This window comes from Microbacterium sp. (assembly GCF_036823965.1).
Lineage (GTDB): Bacteria > Actinomycetota > Actinomycetes > Actinomycetales > Microbacteriaceae > Microbacterium.
Map to the genome: position 1 here is coordinate 88,906 of NZ_DAITBE010000010.1, position 17,306 is coordinate 106,211.

16 protein-coding genes are annotated in these 17,306 nt (G+C 68.2%); 8 read left to right on the forward strand and 8 right to left on the reverse strand.

The genetic code is table 11. The features are described 5' to 3' along the window. Nucleotides 1–48 precede the first annotated feature (48 nt). Complete coding sequence (gene glnA, locus V7Z82_RS15785; protein WP_334152574.1) at nucleotides 49–1,473, reverse strand: type I glutamate--ammonia ligase; 1,425 nt, start codon at nucleotides 1,471–1,473, stop codon at nucleotides 49–51. A gap of 158 nt (nucleotides 1,474–1,631) precedes the next feature. Between glnA and V7Z82_RS15790 the strand changes: the two genes are divergently transcribed. Next, nucleotides 1,632–2,042 carry an RDD family protein gene (locus V7Z82_RS15790; protein ID WP_334152594.1) on the forward strand — a complete coding sequence of 137 codons (411 nt, stop codon included), beginning with the start codon at nucleotides 1,632–1,634 and terminating at the stop codon, nucleotides 2,040–2,042. Between the two features lie 43 nt (nucleotides 2,043–2,085). Here V7Z82_RS15790 and V7Z82_RS15795 read toward each other — a convergent pair whose 3' ends face one another. After that, the gene (locus V7Z82_RS15795; RefSeq protein WP_334152575.1) at nucleotides 2,086–2,574 is read right to left on the reverse strand and encodes an ATP-dependent zinc protease family protein; all 489 of its coding nucleotides are present in this window, start codon (nucleotides 2,572–2,574) and stop codon (nucleotides 2,086–2,088) included. A gap of 17 nt (nucleotides 2,575–2,591) precedes the next feature. On the opposite strand from V7Z82_RS15795, the gene V7Z82_RS15800 reads away from it, so the two are divergent. After that, nucleotides 2,592–3,779 carry a RimK family alpha-L-glutamate ligase gene (locus V7Z82_RS15800; RefSeq protein ID WP_334152576.1) on the forward strand — a complete coding sequence of 396 codons (1,188 nt, stop codon included), beginning with the start codon at nucleotides 2,592–2,594 and terminating at the stop codon, nucleotides 3,777–3,779. A gap of 87 nt (nucleotides 3,780–3,866) precedes the next feature. Here V7Z82_RS15800 and V7Z82_RS15805 read toward each other — a convergent pair whose 3' ends face one another. Next, a complete protein-coding gene (locus tag V7Z82_RS15805; RefSeq protein WP_334152577.1) occupies nucleotides 3,867–4,577 on the reverse strand; it encodes a DUF4191 family protein in 711 nt (236 codons plus the stop codon). 168 nt (nucleotides 4,578–4,745) lie between these two features. On the opposite strand from V7Z82_RS15805, the gene V7Z82_RS15810 reads away from it, so the two are divergent. Continuing rightward, complete coding sequence (locus tag V7Z82_RS15810) at nucleotides 4,746–6,278, forward strand: hypothetical protein (RefSeq protein WP_334152578.1); 1,533 nt, start codon at nucleotides 4,746–4,748, stop codon at nucleotides 6,276–6,278. A gap of 7 nt (nucleotides 6,279–6,285) precedes the next feature. On the opposite strand, the gene sucB is transcribed toward V7Z82_RS15810, so the two are convergent. From sucB to V7Z82_RS15825, 3 genes are all read right to left on the reverse strand, one after another. Next, nucleotides 6,286–8,061 carry a 2-oxoglutarate dehydrogenase, E2 component, dihydrolipoamide succinyltransferase gene (sucB, locus tag V7Z82_RS15815; RefSeq protein WP_334152579.1) on the reverse strand — a complete coding sequence of 592 codons (1,776 nt, stop codon included), beginning with the start codon at nucleotides 8,059–8,061 and terminating at the stop codon, nucleotides 6,286–6,288. A 67-nt stretch (nucleotides 8,062–8,128) separates the two neighbouring features. Next, nucleotides 8,129–9,502 carry a dihydrolipoyl dehydrogenase gene (lpdA, locus tag V7Z82_RS15820; protein ID WP_334152581.1) on the reverse strand — a complete coding sequence of 458 codons (1,374 nt, stop codon included), beginning with the start codon at nucleotides 9,500–9,502 and terminating at the stop codon, nucleotides 8,129–8,131. A 3-nt stretch (nucleotides 9,503–9,505) separates the two neighbouring features. Next, the gene (locus V7Z82_RS15825) at nucleotides 9,506–10,987 is read right to left on the reverse strand and encodes a leucyl aminopeptidase (RefSeq protein ID WP_334152584.1); all 1,482 of its coding nucleotides are present in this window, start codon (nucleotides 10,985–10,987) and stop codon (nucleotides 9,506–9,508) included. Between the two features lie 113 nt (nucleotides 10,988–11,100). Between V7Z82_RS15825 and V7Z82_RS15830 the strand changes: the two genes are divergently transcribed. The 3 genes from V7Z82_RS15830 (at nucleotide 11,101) to V7Z82_RS15840 (ending at nucleotide 14,162) form a co-directional block, all read left to right on the forward strand. After that, nucleotides 11,101–12,039, forward strand: coding sequence for a proteasome assembly chaperone family protein (locus V7Z82_RS15830; protein WP_334152586.1), 939 nt, complete (start codon nucleotides 11,101–11,103; stop codon nucleotides 12,037–12,039). A gap of 168 nt (nucleotides 12,040–12,207) precedes the next feature. Next, nucleotides 12,208–13,458, forward strand: coding sequence for an RNA polymerase sigma factor (locus tag V7Z82_RS15835; protein ID WP_045280180.1), 1,251 nt, complete (start codon nucleotides 12,208–12,210; stop codon nucleotides 13,456–13,458). Then, nucleotides 13,455–14,162, forward strand: a complete 708-nt coding sequence (locus tag V7Z82_RS15840; RefSeq protein ID WP_334152588.1) for a coenzyme F420-0:L-glutamate ligase — start codon at nucleotides 13,455–13,457, stop codon at nucleotides 14,160–14,162. Before V7Z82_RS15835 ends, V7Z82_RS15840 begins: the two co-directional genes overlap by 4 nt. A gap of 148 nt (nucleotides 14,163–14,310) precedes the next feature. Here the strand turns inward: V7Z82_RS15840 and V7Z82_RS15845 are convergent, their stop codons facing one another. Then, a complete protein-coding gene (locus tag V7Z82_RS15845) occupies nucleotides 14,311–15,327 on the reverse strand; it encodes a sugar-transfer associated ATP-grasp domain-containing protein (RefSeq protein WP_334152590.1) in 1,017 nt (338 codons plus the stop codon). 81 nt (nucleotides 15,328–15,408) lie between these two features. On the opposite strand from V7Z82_RS15845, the gene V7Z82_RS15850 reads away from it, so the two are divergent. Both V7Z82_RS15850 and V7Z82_RS15855 read left to right on the forward strand, forming a co-directional pair. After that, nucleotides 15,409–16,113, forward strand: a complete 705-nt coding sequence (locus V7Z82_RS15850) for an alanine racemase (RefSeq protein WP_334152591.1) — start codon at nucleotides 15,409–15,411, stop codon at nucleotides 16,111–16,113. Next, entirely contained in the window at nucleotides 16,110–17,150 is a 1,041-nt protein-coding gene (locus V7Z82_RS15855; protein ID WP_334152592.1) for an alanine racemase, read from the forward strand. The genes V7Z82_RS15850 and V7Z82_RS15855 overlap by 4 nt, the downstream gene beginning before the upstream one ends. Nucleotides 17,151–17,197: 47 nt before the next feature. Here V7Z82_RS15855 and V7Z82_RS18140 read toward each other — a convergent pair. Continuing rightward, on the reverse strand, nucleotides 17,198–17,306 hold a 109-nt coding region (locus V7Z82_RS18140), incomplete at its 5' end, for a DUF7455 domain-containing protein (protein WP_442927647.1).

Below are 17,306 nucleotides of genomic sequence, written 5' to 3' on the forward strand. Positions count from 1 at the left end.
GAGCCCCCAGAGCAGATGCTCTGAGGGCTCTTCGCGTGCATGCTCGGGTCAGACGCCGAAGTACAGCTCGTACTCGAACGGGTGCGGACGCTGTGCCATCGGCAGGATCTCGTTCTCGTACTTGTACGAGATCCAGGTCTCGATGAGCTCCTTGGTGAACACGCCGCCCTCGAGGAGGAACTGGTGGTCAGCCGCGAGCGCGTCGAGCGAGTCGAGCAGCGAGTTCGGCACCTGCGGGATGCCCTTGGCCTCCTCGGGGGGAAGCTCGTAGAGGTCCTTGTCGACGGGCTCGTGCGGCTCGGTGCGGTTCTTGATGCCGTCGAGGCCGGCCATCAGCTGCGCGGCGAACGCGAGGTACGGGTTGCCCGACGCATCCGGAGCGCGGAACTCGATGCGCTTGGCCTTCGGGTTGGAGCCCGTGATCGGGATGCGGATCGCGGCGGAGCGGTTCCCGGCCGAGTAGACCAGGTTGACCGGAGCCTCGAAGCCCTTGACCAGACGGTGGTAGCTGTTCAGCGTCGGGTTGGTGAAGGCGAGCAGCGCCGGCGCGTGCGCCAGGATGCCACCGATGTACCAACGCGCGATGTCGCTGAGCTGGCCGTAGCCTGCCTCGTCGTAGAACAGCGGCTTGCCGCCCTCCCACAGGGACTGGTGCGTGTGCATACCGGAACCGTTGTCGCCGTAGAGCGGCTTGGGCATGAAGGTCGCGACCTTGCCCCACTCGTTGGCGGTGTTCTTGACGATGTACTTGAACTTCAGGATGTCGTCTGCCGCGTGCACCATGGTGTCGAAGCGGTAGTTGATCTCCTGCTGGCCCGCGGTGCCCACCTCGTGGTGCGAGCGCTCCAGGATGAACCCGGCGTCGATCAGCTTGAGCGTGATGTCGTCGCGGAGGTCAGCCGTCTTGTCGACAGGGGAGACGGGGAAGTAGCCGCCCTTGTACGGGGTCTTGTTGGCGAGGTTTCCACCCTCTTCCTCGCGACCGGTGTTCCATGCGGCCTCTTCGGAGTCGACCTTGTAGAAGCTCTCGCCTGCGGTGACCGAGTAGCGGACGTCGTCGAAGATGTAGAACTCGGCCTCGGGGGCGAAGTACGCGGTGTCGGCGATGCCGGTGGAGGCGAGGTACTTCTCAGCCTTCTTGGCGACCTGACGCGGGTCCTTCGAGTAGATCTCGCCCGTGCGCGGGTTGTAGATGTCGAAGATCATCACGAGCGTGCTCGCCTCGCGGAACGGGTCGACGTATGCCGTGGTCACGTCCGGGATGAGCTGCATGTCGGACTCGTGGATGCTGGCGAAGCCGCGGATCGACGAGCCGTCGAACAGCTGACCCTCCGTGAAGAACGCCTCGTCCACCGTCGACGCAGGAATGTTGAAGTGCTGCTGCACGCCAGGGAGATCGGTGAAACGGATGTCAAGGAACTTGACGTCGTTCTCCTTGATGTAGCTCAGGACTTCGGACGAATCTTTGAACATAAACGACTCCTGTGTAGCGGAACGATGGCTTCACGGCCATTCTGCACAGTACGGCTGAGTGATTTCTCCTGGGTGTCCGCTTTGTTTCGAGCTTGTTACGGCGAAAGGGGTGGCTGAGCCCTCGGTATTCTGGAGGGGTGACGGATGCTGCTGCGAACATGTACCCCGGCGAGCGACTCGGGCTCCCGGAATCAGGACCTCGAAGCATCGGCCGAGCCGGACGTCGGATCGGCGCCCTGCTGATCGACTACGTCGCCGCCACGATCATCGCCACCGGCTTCCTCGGGTTCGATCAGTTCGCGCTGCCGTCCGAGGCCGGTCTCACCCAGTTCGCGCCGATGGTCGTCTTCGCGCTCCTGCAGATCATCTTCATCCCGGTCGTCGGCGGAAGCCCCGGCCACCGCATCCTCGGCATGCGGGTCGTGCGCATCGACGGCAGCTGGATCGGTCTGTGGCGTCCGATCGTCCGCACGCTGCTGCTCGTGCTCGTGATCCCCGCGGTGATCTGGGACGGCGACCAGCGCGGCCTGCACGACAAGATCGTCGGCACGGTGCTCATCCGCGCCTGAGGGACGTCATCAGCGCCCGAGAGACCCGCTCGGTCCGGTTCGGTCAGTCCTTGCCGCGGTTGCGTCGACGCGCCTCGCGCGGCGCACGGCCGCCGAGGAACGACCGTGCCGGGTCGACGGTGTAGCCGTGCCGGAGCGCTTCGCGCCCGATCAGCATCCGGAAGCCCATCTCGTCGCGGTTGCTCAGCGTGACCTCCGCGAGCACCTCGCGGTCGACCAGGCGGAGCAGCAGCTGCACGACGATCCGCTGCTGTGCGTGACCGGAGGAGCTCCGCACGGCCCGTCGATCGTGGATCGGAGTCTCGACGACGACGGCATCCTCCTGGCTGTCCTGCCAGGGCTTCACGCGGAACCGGACCCACGACTCGCCGTCCTGCTCGAACTCCACGACGTCGAAGGCATGCAGCGAGGAAGTGCGTGCGCCGGTGTCGATCTTGGCCTTGATCCAGTCGACGCCGAGATCGGGGAGCGCCACCCATTCTCGCCACCCCGTAAGAGTGTTTGAATGGGATGTCTTCGTCACTCGATACATCTTGGCAGGAATTCCCCGTGAAGCTCGCAGTACTCTCCCGTGCGCCGCAGGCGTACTCCACTCAGCGACTGCGTGCTGCCGCGCTCCAGCGCGGTCACAACGTCAAGGTGCTGAACACGCTGCGATTCGCGATCGACCTCACTGCGGATGAACCGGACCTGCACTACCGGGGCAGGCAGCTCAGCGACTACGACGCGATCCTCCCTCGTATCGGCAACTCGATCACGTACTTCGGCACCGCCGTGGTGCGCCAGTTCGAGCAGATGGACGTCTACACGCCGAATACGGCGAACGGCATCTCGAGCGCCCGCGACAAGCTCCGCGCCAACCAGATCCTCTCCCGTCACAACATCGCCATGCCGCCCACGGCGTTCGTGCGCAACCGTGCCGATGTGCGCCCTGCGATCGAGCGGGTCGGTGGCGCCCCCGTCGTGATCAAGCTGCTCGAGGGCACGCAGGGCATCGGCGTGATCCTGGCACCCCAGGTGAAGGTCGCCGAGGCCATCATCGAGACGCTGCACTCGACGAAGCAGAACGTGCTGATCCAGAAGTTCATCTCCGAGAGCCGTGGGCGCGACATCCGTGCCCTGGTGGTCGGCGATCGGGTCGTGGCCGCGATGCGTCGTTCTGCGGCGGGCGACGAGTTCCGCTCGAACGTGCACCGCGGAGGCTCGGTCGAAGCGGTCGAGCTCGACCCCGTGTACGAACGCGCTGCCGTGCGGTCGGCGCAGATCATGGGTCTTCGCGTCGCCGGTGTCGACATGCTCGAGGGCGATGACGGCCCGCTGGTGATGGAGGTCAACTCCTCGCCGGGACTGCAGGGCATCGAGACCGCGACCAAGCTCGACGTGGCCGGCGCGATCATCGACTACATCGCCGGACAGGTCGCCTTCCCCGAGATCGACGTGCGGCAGCGCCTGACGGTGTCGACGGGCTACGGCGTCGCGGAGCTCATGGTGCACGGCGCGGTCGACCTGGTCGGCAAGACGCTGGGCGAGGCGGGCCTGTGGGAGCGCGACATCACGGTGCTGACGCTGCACCGTGGGGTCAGCGTGATCCCGAACCCGCGCAAGCACGTCGTGCTCGAAGCCGACGACAGGCTGTTCTGCTTCGGCAAGCTCGACGAGATGCGCAGCATGATCCCGGAGCGTCGTCGGCGCCGCGCCAAGGTGCGCCGCCTGCCGCGGCAGCCGCTCTCCGAATGAGCGCGGGTCGCCGCAGCACAGCCCGCTGAACCGAGAAGCGCGGCCGCCCCGAGAGGGACGGCCGCGCTTCTCAATGGAAGAGGCGGGTCAGCGCGGACGCTGGGCGCGCACCTTGGTCGGGTCGATGCCCTTCGGGATCGGCAGCGACGACAGCGACTGCGAGACCGACTCGATACGACGGATGACGGCACCCATGGTCGCCTTGTCGATCGTCTTCGGAAGCTTCTTGATGGTCTTGGAGAGGTCCGCGATCGCGACCTCGTCATCTCCGTGGCCGACGTAGAGCACGGTCACCGGCACGCCGTTGGCGACGCGCTGGACCTTGCTGCGCTCCTCGTTCACGAGACGCGTGAGACGACCGCGCGCACCCTCGCCGACGATCACGACGCCGCCGCGGCCGACCGTGCGGTACACGGCCTCCTGCGTCTTCGGGTTGATGCCGACCGGCGTCTCGGATGCCTGCCAGCGGCGTCCGAGGCTCGTGCTCAGCACGTGACCGGTCGCGCCCGGCATGCCGTCGATCTTGGCGTACATCGCCGTCGTGGAGAGGCGCGTCATCAGGAACATCGCGCCGAGCACACCGAGCATGAGGCCGGTGATGCCCCACAGCACGAGGGTCCAGACCTGGAACGGGGGGATCAGGTAGCCGGCGATGAGTCCGAGGAGGACACCGCCGATGAGGATGCCGATCTGTGCCCAGGGCAGCCAGGAGTACACCTCACGCGTGAACCGGAAGAGGGACTTGATCTGGGAGAAGAACCCAGGACGCTTCTCGGGTTCGGGAGCACGTTTTGCCATACCGTTCAGCCTACCGATTCCTGAGCGCTCTGATGGCGTCGTTCGCGCCCAGCGGAGGGCGGATGGGCGGTCTCGCACTCATCCTGCACACGGCGCCGTCTGCGCGGATCTGATTCACAGCCGACCGAACGTACCCCATCGCCGGGCGAGACCGGGTCAGATGGAGACATGACGCGCACACCGGACACTGAGCAGGCACCGCTGCTCACTCGTGCGCATCGGATGATCCGTGTGCTGGACAACGGCGACGGGCCGTTCCCCGGTGCGCTGGTCACGGATGGTGACATCATCCTCGTGGCGCGGGATGCCGTGGAACTCAGCGGATGGGAGGCGTGGCGGTTCGCAGGATCGGAACACGTGGCCGCGCCGATGGATCTCGTGCGTCGTGCAGACGGACACGACGTGCTGCTGCCCTGGTGCACGGAGCGGGTGGGTGTCTTCCTGGCACGGCGCGCTGGGGCTGGGGAGCCGCTGACGCCGGGGGAGAGCTGCACGCTGGTGGTGAGTGTGCTGCGCGCGCTCGCGGAGCTCGGGGCGAACGACTGCACCGATGTCCGCGGGACCTGGTGGCTCACCGACGAGGGCAGACCGGTGTTCGTGATGGGCGAGGGGGAGCCGGGGCGTTCGGGGGCCGCGTCGCTCGTCGTGCTGCTCGGTGAGCAGAACCGCGATCGGACGCTGGGGCGCCTGCTCGCGGCGATGCATGCGGGGCTGGGGAAGAGCGTCGCTGAGCATCCGGGCATCCCGCAGCTCCTGCTCGATCGGTGGGAGAACGAGGTGCTCGAGACGGCGTCTCCACGCGCGCTCCGACGTGATGTGCGCACGCCGGAACCGGTGCAGGCGGCGGTCAGGCCCGGCGCGGTCGGTCAGGTGCCGGTGCCGCCGCGCAGAGCGTCGAGGCGGGTGCGCGTGCAGTCTGGGGCTCGCGCGCACTCGTCTCGACTCGTCGAGGCTTTCAGGCAGCATGGGTCCGAACGGGTCGAGAGAGCCGGTCGCCTGATCGTGTCGTTCTTCGGCCGCACGCGTTCGAGCCCTCCTCGCGCGGTGCTTCCGACGCCGCCGGCTCATCCGGCAGGAGCTGTTCCCGCCCCCAGGAGTCGACGCCGTCCGCTCGTGGTAGCCGGGGCTGCCGCGGCGGTCGTGCTGGCGATCGGCGTGCTCTGGCCGAGCGGTGGCGACGGCACTGCCTCGGGGAACGATCGGATGCCGGCTCCGACGGGCTCAGCGGAGCCGGCGGGGCCGCCGATGGCGACGCCGGCATCGAGCGCGGCTGCTGTCGATGAGGCGGCGTCGAACACGAACACGCGCGCGCCGAAGGAGAATGCCGTCGCGGCAGACGACGACCCGGTGGAGGCGTCAGCGGCGCTGTGGGAGGAGATCGAAGCGTGCCGGAAGGCGCAGGATGCCGTGTGCGAGCGTGCGGTCGTTCCGGGGGCGGTGGGTGTGGTCGACGCCCTGGACGTCGATTCGAAGACACCGCACGTCTTCGCGATGATCGACCAGTACGGCGATATCGCGGTGGTGCGAGCCGAGCCGGACAGCGCCGAGCAGGACGGCACCGAGCAGGACGGCGTCGAGCAGTCCGAGGGCTCAGGAGAGGCTGAAGAGGCGGCACGATCCGCGAAGGTGCTGGTGCTCGCGCGCCTCGACGAGAAATGGCTGGTCCGCGACGTCTATGACGTCGCGGACCAGCCAGGTTGACGCAGTGTCAGGCGCCGAGCTGTGCAGCGAACTGCGCGGACTCGAGGCGAGCCTTCACAGCGCCGAGGAAGCGAGCAGCGTCAGCCCCGTCGATGATCCGGTGGTCGTACGAGAGTGCGAAGTACACGTACGAACGGATCGCGATGGCGTCCGAGCCGCCGACCTTGACGAGACCGGGGCGCTTGACGACGGTTCCGGTGCCGAGGATCGCGGACTGGGGCAGGAACACGACAGGCGTGTCGAACAGTGCGCCACGCGAACCGGTGTTGGTCAGCGTGAACGTGCCGCCGGCGAGCTCGTCGGGCTTGAGCTTGTTGTCGCGGGTGCGTGCGGCGAGGTCAGCGATCTCGTGCGCGATCTCCGCGATGTTCTTCGAGGCGGCGTCGCGCAGCACCGGCGTGAGCAGCCCACGCTCGGTGTCGACGGCGATCGAGAGGTTCTCGGTGGCGGGGTACACGATCTTGTCGCCGTCGACCGTGGAGTTCACGATCGGGAACGCCTGCAGCGCCTCAGCGGCGGCAAGCGCGAAGAACGGGAGGAACGACAGCTTGTCGCCCGTCTTCTCGAGGAACGAGCCCTTCACGCTGTCGCGGTAGTCCGCCAGCGCCGTGACGTCGATCTCGACCACGGTGGTGAGCTGCGCGGTCTGCTGCATCGATGCGACGGCGCGCTCGGCCAGGACCTTGCGCAGACGCGACATCGGCTGCGTGGTGCCACGCAGCGGCGAGACCTCGAGCGGAGCCGGAGCAGCGGGCGCAGCGGCAGCCGCCGGAGCGGATGCAGCGGACTCGGCTGCCTTCAGCACATCCTCTTTGCGGATGCGGCCGCCGACGCCGGTGCCGGTGACGGACGCGAGGTCGACACCCTGCTGGGAGGCGAGCCGGCGAACGAGCGGCGTGACGTACAGGTTGTCGTTGTCGCCGGCAGCCGGAGCCGGAGCAGCGGCGGGTGCCGGAGCAGCGGCGGGTGCCGGAGCAGCGGCGGGTGCCGGAGCAGCGGCAGGTGCCGGAGCAGCGGCAGGGGCCGGAGCGGCAGGTGCAGCAGCAACGGGGGCCGCGGCAGGAGCCGGTGCAGCAGGTGCCGGGGCGGGAGCGGCAGCAGGAGCCTCAGCGGCAGGTGCGGCAGCCGGGGCGGCGCCGGAACCGACGCGCGCGAGCACAGCGCCGACGGCGACCGTCTCGTCCTCACCGGCGACGATCTCCTGGAGCACGCCGGCGACCGGCGAAGGGATCTCGGTGTCGACCTTATCGGTGGAGATCTCGAGCAGAGCCTCGTCGACCTCGATCGAGTCGCCGACCTGCTTGAGCCAGCGAGTGACCGTGCCCTCGGTGACGCTCTCGCCGAGCTCGGGGAGCACGATGTCGGTCGCATCGCCCGCAGGTGCGGCCTCTGCAGCAGGGGCGGGCTCGGCGGCAGGTGCCGGAGCGGCCTCAGCGGCAGGAGCAGCCTCGGCAGGAGCAGCCTCGGCAGGAGCGGCCTCTGCGGGCGCTGCCTCAGCCTCGGGGGCTGCGGCAGCCGGAGCATCCGCTGCCGGTGCTGCTGCGCTGCCGTCGCCGATGCGCGCGAGCAGCGCGCCGACCTCGACGGTCTCGTCCTCGGCCACGAGGATCTCCTCGATGACGCCGCTGACGGGGGAGGGGATCTCGGTGTCGACCTTGTCGGTCGAGATCTCGAGCAGGCCCTCGTCAGCCTGCACGGTGTCTCCCACCTGCTTGAGCCAGCGGGTGACCGTACCCTCGGTGACGCTCTCTCCGAGAGCGGGGAGGACCACGGATGTGCTCATGACTGAGTCTCCTTCAAGAAGTTGTATGACGCTTGTCTAGCTTACTGACTCGGGCACCGGTTGGTGCTCAGAGGGCGTGCAGGGGCTTTCCCGCCAGAGCGAGGAAGGCCTCACCCAGGGCTTCGCTCTGGGTGGGGTGTGCATGGATGAGGGGTGCGATGTCCTCCGGGTGGGCTTCCCAGGCGACAGCGAGCTGCCCCTCGGTGATGAGCTCTCCGACGCGGTCGCCCAGCAGGTGCACGCCGAGGACGGGGCCGTCCTTGAGGCGGACGACCTTCACCAGGCCACCGGTTCCGATGATCTCGCTCTTGCCGTTTCCGGCGAGGTTGTACTCGTAGGCGAGCACCGCCTCCGCGCCGTGCTCGGCGATCGCAGCGGCCTCGGTCACACCGACCGATGCCACCTCCGGGCTGGAGTATGTGACCTTCGGGATCTGCGAGTCCGGGATGTTCGCGGGGCTGAGACCGGCGATGCGCTCGGCGACCGCGATGCCCTGCTGGAAGCCGCGATGCGCGAGCTGCAGGCCGGGGACGATGTCGCCGACCGCCCAGAGGCCCTGCACACCGGTGCGGAGATCCTGGTCGACCGTGACGAACCCGCGGTCGAGCGTGACGCCGGCATCCTCGAATCCGAGGTCAGCCGTCACCGGACCGCGACCGACGGCGACGAGCAGGTAGTCCGCTGTGAACTCCTTGCCGTCTTCCAGGGTCACGGTCACGGAGGCGTCGTCCTGCACCGCCGTCTGGAATCGCACTCCGAGCGAGTACTGGATGCCGCGACGGCGGAACGCCCGCTCGAGGCCCTTGCTCATCGCGATGTCCTCGTTGGGGACGAGGTGGGGGAGCGCCTCCACGATCGTCACCTCGGAGCCGAAGGAGCGCCACACGCTGGCGAACTCGACGCCGATGACGCCGCCGCCGAGGATGAGCACGCGATCGGGGATGACGTCGAGGGCGAGTGCCTGCTCGCTCGTGATGATCCGCCCGCCGATCTCGAGCCCGGGAAGCGTGCGGCTGTACGACCCCGTCGCCAGGATCACATCGGTGCTGGCGTAGACGTCGTCGCCCACGCTCACCGTGCGGTCGGCGTTCAGGCGTCCGGTGCCGGCGACGGTCGTGATGCCGCGTGCCTTCACCAGGCCCTCGAGGCCCTTGAACTTCTTCGCGACGATGCCCTCGCGGTATGTGCGAACGCCGACGGGGTCGACGCCGCCGAATGTCGCGGTCACGCCGACGGATGCCGCATCGCGCACGTGATCGGCGACCTCGGCCGCATGCAGCAGCGCCTTGGTCGGGATGCAGCCGCGGTGCAGGCAGGTGCCGCCGACCTTGTCCTTCTCGATCAGGGCGACCGACTTGCCGAGCTCACTGGCCCGGAGTGCGGCTGCATAGCCGCCGCTGCCGCCGCCCAGGACGACGATGTCGAAGGTGTGTGTGGTCATCGGTCATGCCTCCGGGTGGGATGCGTCTTCGGCGAAGGCGACGATCGATCGGACCATCGCCCCCGTTGGGCCCTTCTCAGTGAAACCGTACGGCGCGCCTGCGTGCTCGCCGGAACCGGCGATGTCGAGGTGCACCCAGGGGATGCGCGGCGCATCATCGGCATCCGACACGCGACCGACGAATCGTCGGAGGAACAGGCCGGCGAACGATGCGCCACCGGCACGGTCGCTCATGTTCGCATTGATGAGATCCGCGATGGGGGAGTCGAGGGTGTCCTCCATGTACTCCGGGAGCGGCATCTGCCAGGCGGGCTCGTCGACCGAGCGCGCGATGTCGAGGAACGATGCGACGGTGTCGTCGTCGCCCATGACACCGGTGTGGCGGTGGCCCAGGGCCATCACGATCGCGCCGGTGAGCGTCGCGACATCGATGATGACGTCAGGGTTCTCGCGGCTCGCGGCGACGAGTCCGTCGGCCATCACGAGGCGCCCCTCGGCATCGGTGTTCAGGACCTCGACGGTGGTGCCGTCGAGCATCCGCAGCACGTCGCCAGGACGCGTGGCGCGCCCTGATGGCATGTTGTCGGCGATGCAGAGCCAGGCGGTCACGTGCACCGGCAGGCCGAGCGTGGCGATCGCGCGGAGCGCGGCGAGGCTGGTGGCCGCGCCGGCCATGTCGAACTTCATGCCGACCATCGAGGCGGCGGGCTTCAGGGAGAGCCCGCCGGTGTCGAAGGTGATGCCCTTGCCGACGAGCGCGATGTGGCGGTTCGCGTCCGCGGGCGCATAGTCGAGGCGGACCAGGCGCGGGGGACGATCGGAACCCTGGCCGACACCGAGGATGCCGCCGAAGCCCTGGTCCGCGAGCGCCGTCTCGTCGAGGATCTCGACCGTGACCGGCAGGTCTGCGACGCTCTCCGACGCGCTCTCCGCGAGCTGCGCCGGGCTCTGCCATTCGGCCGGGACGTTGACGAGATCCTTCACGAGCGCGACGGCATCTCCGATGGCCTGTGCCCGCTGGACGGTGGCGTCGTCGAGGTCTGCATGCAGCGTGACGGCGGTGGCGCGGACCTTGCCCTTGCCCTTCTCCGACCGGTAGCCGTCGAAGCGGTGACCGCCGAGGACCGCACCCTCAGCCGCTGCAGCGCCGAAGGACTCCAGTCCAGGTGCGAGCGTGACGGCGAGGTGGTCGAATCCCGTGAAGCTGCGAACAGCGGCACCGACGGCGTTGCGCACGGCGAGTGCGGTGGCCTCGGAGCCGGTGCCGACGACGGCGAAGGGCACCGAGGAGACCTCGGGTGCGTGCACGCGCGTGAACGACGATGCGGAACCGGTGAAGCCGATCCCGGCGAGGATGTCGGCGAGGCCGGGGTATCCGTCGAGCGATGCCTGCGACTCCGAGATGTCGGGGACGACGAGCACTGCGGCATCTGCAGCGCTTCCGGGGAACTGATCGGTTGTGTGCGAGAGCACGGGAAGCGTCATACCTCCATCCTAGGGATCGTCGCGCGTGCCGGGGCACGAGGGGGTGCCCGCGTGTTCGCTCTCAGCATGACGTCGCCCACCCCTGGGTCTGGAGCGCCTCGTAGCATGGAGGAATGCCCCCCTCCGGTGAGATCCATGAACGAGTAGCGAACGCTCCGGCCGTCCCCCGCGGACTCCCGTTGGTGGTGCTCCTGACCGGCTTCACCGATGCCGGCAACGCCGTCTCCGGGCTCATCGAGCACCTTCGTGAGACCGCATCCCCTGAGCCGATCGTCGTGTTCGACAACGACGTGCTCCTCGACTACCGCGCGCGCCGCCCGGTCATCTCGTTCGATCAGGACCATCTGACCGAGTTCCGTCCGCAGAAGCTCGATCTCTCGCTCGCCAAGGATGCGCTCGGCCAGCCCTTCCTGCTGCTCTCCGGGTACGAGCCCGACTTCGCCTGGAACGCGTTCGCCCGTACCGTCCTCGACCTCGCGACCGAGTTCGAGGTCGCGGGTCTCAGCTGGGTGCACTCCATCGCGATGCCGGTGCCGCACACCCGGCCGATCGGCACGACCGTGAGCGGCAACCGCCGTGACCTCACGGTGGCGCACTCCGTGTGGCGTCCCCGAACGCAGGTGCCGGCGACTGCGGGCCATCTCCTCGAGTTCCGCTTCGCGGAGCGCGGCGATCGTGCGGTCGGCTTCGTCCTGCTCGTGCCGCACTACCTGGCCGAGACCGAGAACCCTGATGCCGTGATCACGGCTGCGCAGCGGCTCATGGCAGCGACGGGTCTCGTGCTGGTGCTCGACGCGGTGCAGGAGCGCCGCGAGGACTACCTCGCCCGTGTCGACGAGCAGGTGCTGGGCAACGACGAGCTGCAGCAGATGGTGCAGAACCTCGAGCGGCGGTACGACGCCTACATGGCCGGACGCAATCCTGACGACGACTCCTACGACGAGGGCGGCTTCAGCGAACGCGACCTCCCGAGTGCGGATGAGCTCGCCGCCGAGCTCGAGCGCTACCTGGCCTCACGTCCCTCGGATGAGGACAAGCCGGGCCGAGGCTGAGCGGGATCCGGACGAACTTCGTCCGAATGCGACTGCATCGCCACACGTGTGCGATACTAGGAGTCCGACCCGTTGTCAATCAGTGCTTTTCCAGACTGGACTTGACAAGGGTCTTACTAGTGTCCGAAATGTCCCGGGGTGGTCCTGCCGCCCCGTGAAAGGCGAAACGTGACTCCTGCCACGACAAACAAATCCCGGACGACGAAGAAGGCCGCCGAAGAGACGGCAGTCGACGCCCAGGTCGAGTCGAAGGATGCAGCCGAGAAGCCTGCGCCCCTGAGCGCAGCGAAGCGCGCAGCGGCCAAGCGCGCCCCCGTCAAGAAGAAGAAGGCCGATGACGTCGTCGAAGACGACGAGGCTCCCGCGGCGGGGACCGTTGAAGACGGTGCAGACGACGACGAAGACAGCAAGCCGAAGTTCACCGAGCCGCTGCCGACCGGCGCGATCGTCATCTCATCGAGCGACGATGAAGACGTCCCCGTCTACTCGACGCAGATCACCGGTGCGACGGCCGACCCGGTCAAGGACTACCTGAAGCAGATCGGTAAGGTCGCGCTGCTGAACGCGGCCGAAGAGGTCGAGCTCGCGATGCGGATCGAAGCCGGTCTCTTCGCCGAGGAGAAGCTCTCGACCATGACGGCCGCCGAGAAGGCCGGCCAGCTCGGTCTCGACCTGCAGTGGGTCGCCCGCGACGGTCAGCGTGCCAAGAGCCACCTGCTTGGTGCGAACCTCCGACTCGTCGTCTCGCTCGCGAAGCGCTACACGGGTCGAGGGATGCAGTTCCTGGACCTCATCCAGGAGGGCAACCTGGGTCTCATCCGTGCGGTCGAGAAGTTCGACTACACCAAGGGCTTCAAGTTCTCGACCTACGCCACCTGGTGGATCCGCCAGGCGATCACCCGCGCCATGGCCGACCAGGCCCGCACGATCCGCATCCCTGTGCACATGGTCGAGGTCATCAACAAGCTCGCCCGCGTGCAGCGTCAGATGCTGCAGGACCTCGGTCGTGAACCCACGCCCGAGGAGCTCAGCCGCGAGCTGGACATGACGCCCGAGAAGGTCGTCGAGGTCCAGAAGTACGGGCGCGAACCCATCTCGCTGCACACGCCCCTCGGTGAGGACGGCGACAGCGAGTTCGGTGACCTGATCGAGGACACGGAAGCGGTCGTCCCGGCCGACGCCGTCGGCTTCACGATGCTGCAGCGTCAGCTCGAGCAGCTGCTCGACTCGCTCTCGGAGCGCGAGGCCGGTGTCATCCGCATGCGCTTCGGCCTCGGCGACGGACAGCCCAAGACCCTCGACCAGATCGGCGACACGTTCGGCGTGACGCGTGAGCGCATCCGCCAGATCGAGTCCAAGACGATGGCCAAGCTGCGCCACCCGAGCCGCTCGCAGTCGCTGCGGGACTACCTCGAATGAGCCAGGAGAACGGCACCGCGAACGACGGCAAGGCGCTCGAGACGAGCGTCGACGGCACGAGCTACGCGCGCATCCCGCTGCGTACTCGGGTCGTCATGCCCGACGACGACCTCGACGCGATCATCACGGAGTACGCGAAGGATCACGTGCAGGCCGGTGACCTCCTGTTCGTGACCGAGAAGATCGTCGCCATCACGCAGGGGCGGTCCTACCGTCTCGACGAGATCCAGCCGCGCAAGCTCGCGCTGTTCCTGTCGAAGTACGTCACGCGCACGCCCTACGGCATCGGCCTCGGTATGCCCGAGACGATGGAGATGGCGCTGCGGGAGTGCGGCACGCCGCGGATCCTGTTCGCCGCCGCCGTCTCGGCCGTCACGAAGGCCTTCGGGCGCCGTGGTGACTTCTACCGCATCGCCGGTGACAAGGCCCGCGCGATCGACGGCCCGACCAAGCACACGATCCCGCCGTACAACCAGGCGGTCGTGCTGGGCCCGAAGAACCCCCGTGAGGTCGCTGCGCGTGTGAAGACGCTCATCGGCGGGATCGCGGAGGTCGCAGTGGTCGACATCAATGACATCGGCGGCAACATCCTCGGGTCCACGCTCGACAAGGACGGCGAACGCCGCCTGGTCAAGATCCTCAAGGACAACCCGCTCGGTCAGGGGCTGGAGTCCACGCCGCTCGGCATCGTCCGCGCTGTCTGAAGCCTTCGACAGGCTCAAGGCCCCAGCAGCGAAGGCTCAAGGGGCCAGCAGCGAAGGACCAGGGACCAGGCGATGAAGAAGGCCCGGATGCTCAGCATCCGGGCCTTCTTCTTGCTCGTCGAGCCTGGTCCCTGAGCCCGTCGAAGGGTCAGAAGCCGATGACCTCGCGGTAGCGCGGCTTGTGACCGGTCCGGATGCCGGTCACGCTCGGCTTGTTCTCGTAGACGCCTGCGCCCCAGTTGCCCTCTACGAGTACGGGCCCGTCGGGCGAGACCACGATGTCCCAGCCCACGTACTGCACCTGCGGGACGACACGGGCGACCTGGTCGATGAACGCGCGCACCTCGTCCATGTAGGGGAGCTGGAAGTCCGCGATCCGAAAGCCGGAGTCCGGGTGCGTCTCGTGGACGTGGCCGTGCGAGTCGTACCCTGCGCCGACCGCGTGGCCGTTCTCGTCGAGCATCGTGTAGAAGCCGCCGAAGGTCATCTGGTCACTCACCGCGCCGCGGCCGAACTTCTGGGCCATCGCGAGGATGTGCGCCTTCTCGCCGTCGAAGAAGGCGGTGATTCTCGTGGTGTTGACCGTGCCGGGGCACACTGCCGCGAGGGCGTCGTGCTGACGGATGACCTCTTCGATCAGCAGCTCGCCGCGGTCGAGGAGGCCTCGGTGGAACTCGGTCCAGTCCTCGACATCTGCGGCGTGGTAGCGGTGCACGCCGGTGCCGGCCTGTCCGACCGGCTCCTTCGTGACGATCGTGCCGAGGCGCTCGGTGAGCTCGCGCACGGCATCCGCGTTGCCTTCCTCGACGACGAGCCACTCGCGATGCAGGTGCTCGGAGAAGAGCTTGTCGAACTCGACCTTGTCCTGGAAGATCCAGCGGAAGTCAGGGTGGTCGTAGCGCTGCGACAGCTGGTTCGACACCGGATGGGTCATGTACGTCTCGCGCTCGGCGCGGGTGAGCATCGCGAAGTCGTAGTCGATGTAATCCTGGAACCCGACGTTGTGCCGAGCGGCCGACCAGAGCATGTCGACGACGATGCCCGGCACCGCCTTGTGGTGCTGAGCCGAGGCCTCCTTCGCGCGCTCGACGACCGATCCGACGTCGATGCGACGGGCGCGGCCGAGCAGATAACGGATGCGGGGCGCGAGGGAAAGACGTGACATGGAGCTCCGAAGGGTTGGGGTCCCACCAGTCTACGGGGGCTCCACAGAGAACCTGAGAGCTCGGAAGCTAGGGTGGAACACGTGTGTGAGACGACTTCGAGCGCCCGACCGCGCGCGGTGATCTCCCGTTCGGCCCTGGCCGCGGCGGCGCGCCTCGCGATCGACAGCGGCGGCGGGCTCGCTGACCTGCGCCGAGACGCGTGGGGCCACGGAGTGCTCGCCGTCGCGCATGCGGTCACGGCTGCTGGCGCGGTGCAGGTGCTGGTCGACTCGACCGGCGAGGCCGAGGCGCTGGGCCTGGAGGGCATCGACGCGGTCGTCGCCGGCGAGCCCGACATCGATGCTGCACTCCTCTACGGCCTGCCGGAGTCCGACGGCACCCTGGTCACGCGCCCGGTGCTGCGTCTGGTCGGCCACGTCCTGTCGACCAAGCAGCTGCGTGCCGGTGACGCCGTATCGTACGGCTACACCCACCGCGCTGCCGTCGATACGACGGTGGCCCTGGTCACCGGCGGATACGCGCAGGGGATCGTGCGTGCGCTCGGGAATCAGGCGCATGTCGAGATCGCCGGAATGCAGCGCCCCATCATCGGGCGGGTCGCCATGGACGTCTGCGTCGTCGATCTGGAAGGCACCGACGTCGGGGCCGGCACCGAGGCGACGTACTTCGGCGGGACGGGCGCCGCGGCTCCGGCGCTCGCCCGCTGGGCGCAGGTCACCGGCCTTTCGATCGGCGAGCTCGTGACGGTCGCCGGCGCGCACGCCGAGAGAGGCTGGGAAGCATGATCCGCCCCGAGCTGCGCATCAGCGCCGGCACCTTCCGCGCGAACATCGACGCGGTTCGCGCGCGCATCGCGCCGTCGACGCTGCTGCTCGTCGTGAAGGACGATGCCTACGGCCACGGTCTGGCGCGGACCGTTCGCGAGGCCAGCGCGGCCGGTGTGGAGTGGTTCGGCAGCTATGACATCCCGACGGCGCTCGATGTGCGTCGCGCGGCTGCGTCGGGCGCGCGGATCTTCGCCTGGGCGACCTCGACGGACACCGAGATCGATGACGCGCTCCTGAGCGACATCGACCTCGGTGTCGGAAGCGCCGAGTATCTCGAGCGCGTGATCGCTCGTGCGTTCGAGCTGGGGCGTCTCGCCCGCGTGCACCTCAAGATCGACACCGGCCTGCATCGCAACGGTCTGCTCCCGGAGCAATGGGCTGCGGCGGTCGCGGTCGCCCGTGCAGCGGAGGCATCCGGTGCCATCGAACTCGTGGGGATCTGGAGTCACATCGCTGAAGCGAGCGATGCGGAGGACGACGACGCGCAGCTCGTGTTTCTCGACGCGATCCGGGTTGCATCGGAGTCCGGCGCACCCCCCGCTCTGCAGCACCTCACGGCCTCCGCTGCGTCCTGGTGGCGCCCGGAGCTCCGCGGGTCGCTCTCGCGCATCGGCGCGTTCTGCTACGGCGTGCGGTCAGCAGACGGGCCTGAGCTCGACGGCATCCGTCCGATCGCATCGCTCGTCGCGAACGTCGTCGACCTCGACGGCTCGGATGCGGTGATCAGCATCGGCAGCTTCGACGGGCTGCCCTCGACACTCGCCGGCGCACCGGTCGGCACGCCTGCCGGCGCGCGCCATCTGCGCCGGATCGACCGCACCTCGAGCGTGGTCGACGGCTGGCCGGGAATGGCCGTGGGCGACGAGGTTCGGGTCTTCGGTGCGGGTGATCTCGGAGAGGTCAGCGCGACGACGCTCGCCGAGCGCATCGAGACGGTGGGCGAGGAGATCCTCACCCGCCTGAGCACAAGAGTGCGCCGGACCGTCAGCGACTGACGTTCCGGCGCAGGTGACGTGCGGCGCCCTGATTCGGGCGCTCTGCGTCAGACGGCTTCGATGAGACGCGAGGTCTCGTCGTGCCAGCTCGTTGCGATGCTGCGGAGCTTCTCTTCGTACTTGCGGCCGTGGTGGGCGCAGAAGAGGAGTTCGGAG

Excerpts from the sequence above, each read along its gene's own strand:
- glnA (WP_334152574.1), bottom strand. The coding sequence starts at position 1,473 with ATGTTCAAAGATTCGTCCGAAGTCCTGAGCTACATCAAGGAGAACGAC.
- V7Z82_RS15790 (WP_334152594.1), top strand. The coding sequence starts at position 1,632 with ATGTACCCCGGCGAGCGACTCGGGCTCCCGGAATCAGGACCTCGAAGC.
- V7Z82_RS15795 (WP_334152575.1), bottom strand. The coding sequence starts at position 2,574 with ATGTATCGAGTGACGAAGACATCCCATTCAAACACTCTTACGGGGTGG.
- V7Z82_RS15805 (WP_334152577.1), bottom strand. The coding sequence starts at position 4,577 with ATGGCAAAACGTGCTCCCGAACCCGAGAAGCGTCCTGGGTTCTTCTCC.
- V7Z82_RS15810 (WP_334152578.1), top strand. The coding sequence starts at position 4,746 with ATGACGCGCACACCGGACACTGAGCAGGCACCGCTGCTCACTCGTGCG.
- sucB (WP_334152579.1), bottom strand. The coding sequence starts at position 8,061 with ATGAGCACATCCGTGGTCCTCCCCGCTCTCGGAGAGAGCGTCACCGAG.
- lpdA (WP_334152581.1), bottom strand. The coding sequence starts at position 9,502 with ATGACCACACACACCTTCGACATCGTCGTCCTGGGCGGCGGCAGCGGC.
- V7Z82_RS15825 (WP_334152584.1), bottom strand. The coding sequence starts at position 10,987 with ATGACGCTTCCCGTGCTCTCGCACACAACCGATCAGTTCCCCGGAAGC.
- V7Z82_RS15830 (WP_334152586.1), top strand. The coding sequence starts at position 11,101 with ATGCCCCCCTCCGGTGAGATCCATGAACGAGTAGCGAACGCTCCGGCC.
- V7Z82_RS15840 (WP_334152588.1), top strand. The coding sequence starts at position 13,455 with ATGAGCCAGGAGAACGGCACCGCGAACGACGGCAAGGCGCTCGAGACG.
- V7Z82_RS15845 (WP_334152590.1), bottom strand. The coding sequence starts at position 15,327 with ATGTCACGTCTTTCCCTCGCGCCCCGCATCCGTTATCTGCTCGGCCGC.
- V7Z82_RS15855 (WP_334152592.1), top strand. The coding sequence starts at position 16,110 with ATGATCCGCCCCGAGCTGCGCATCAGCGCCGGCACCTTCCGCGCGAAC.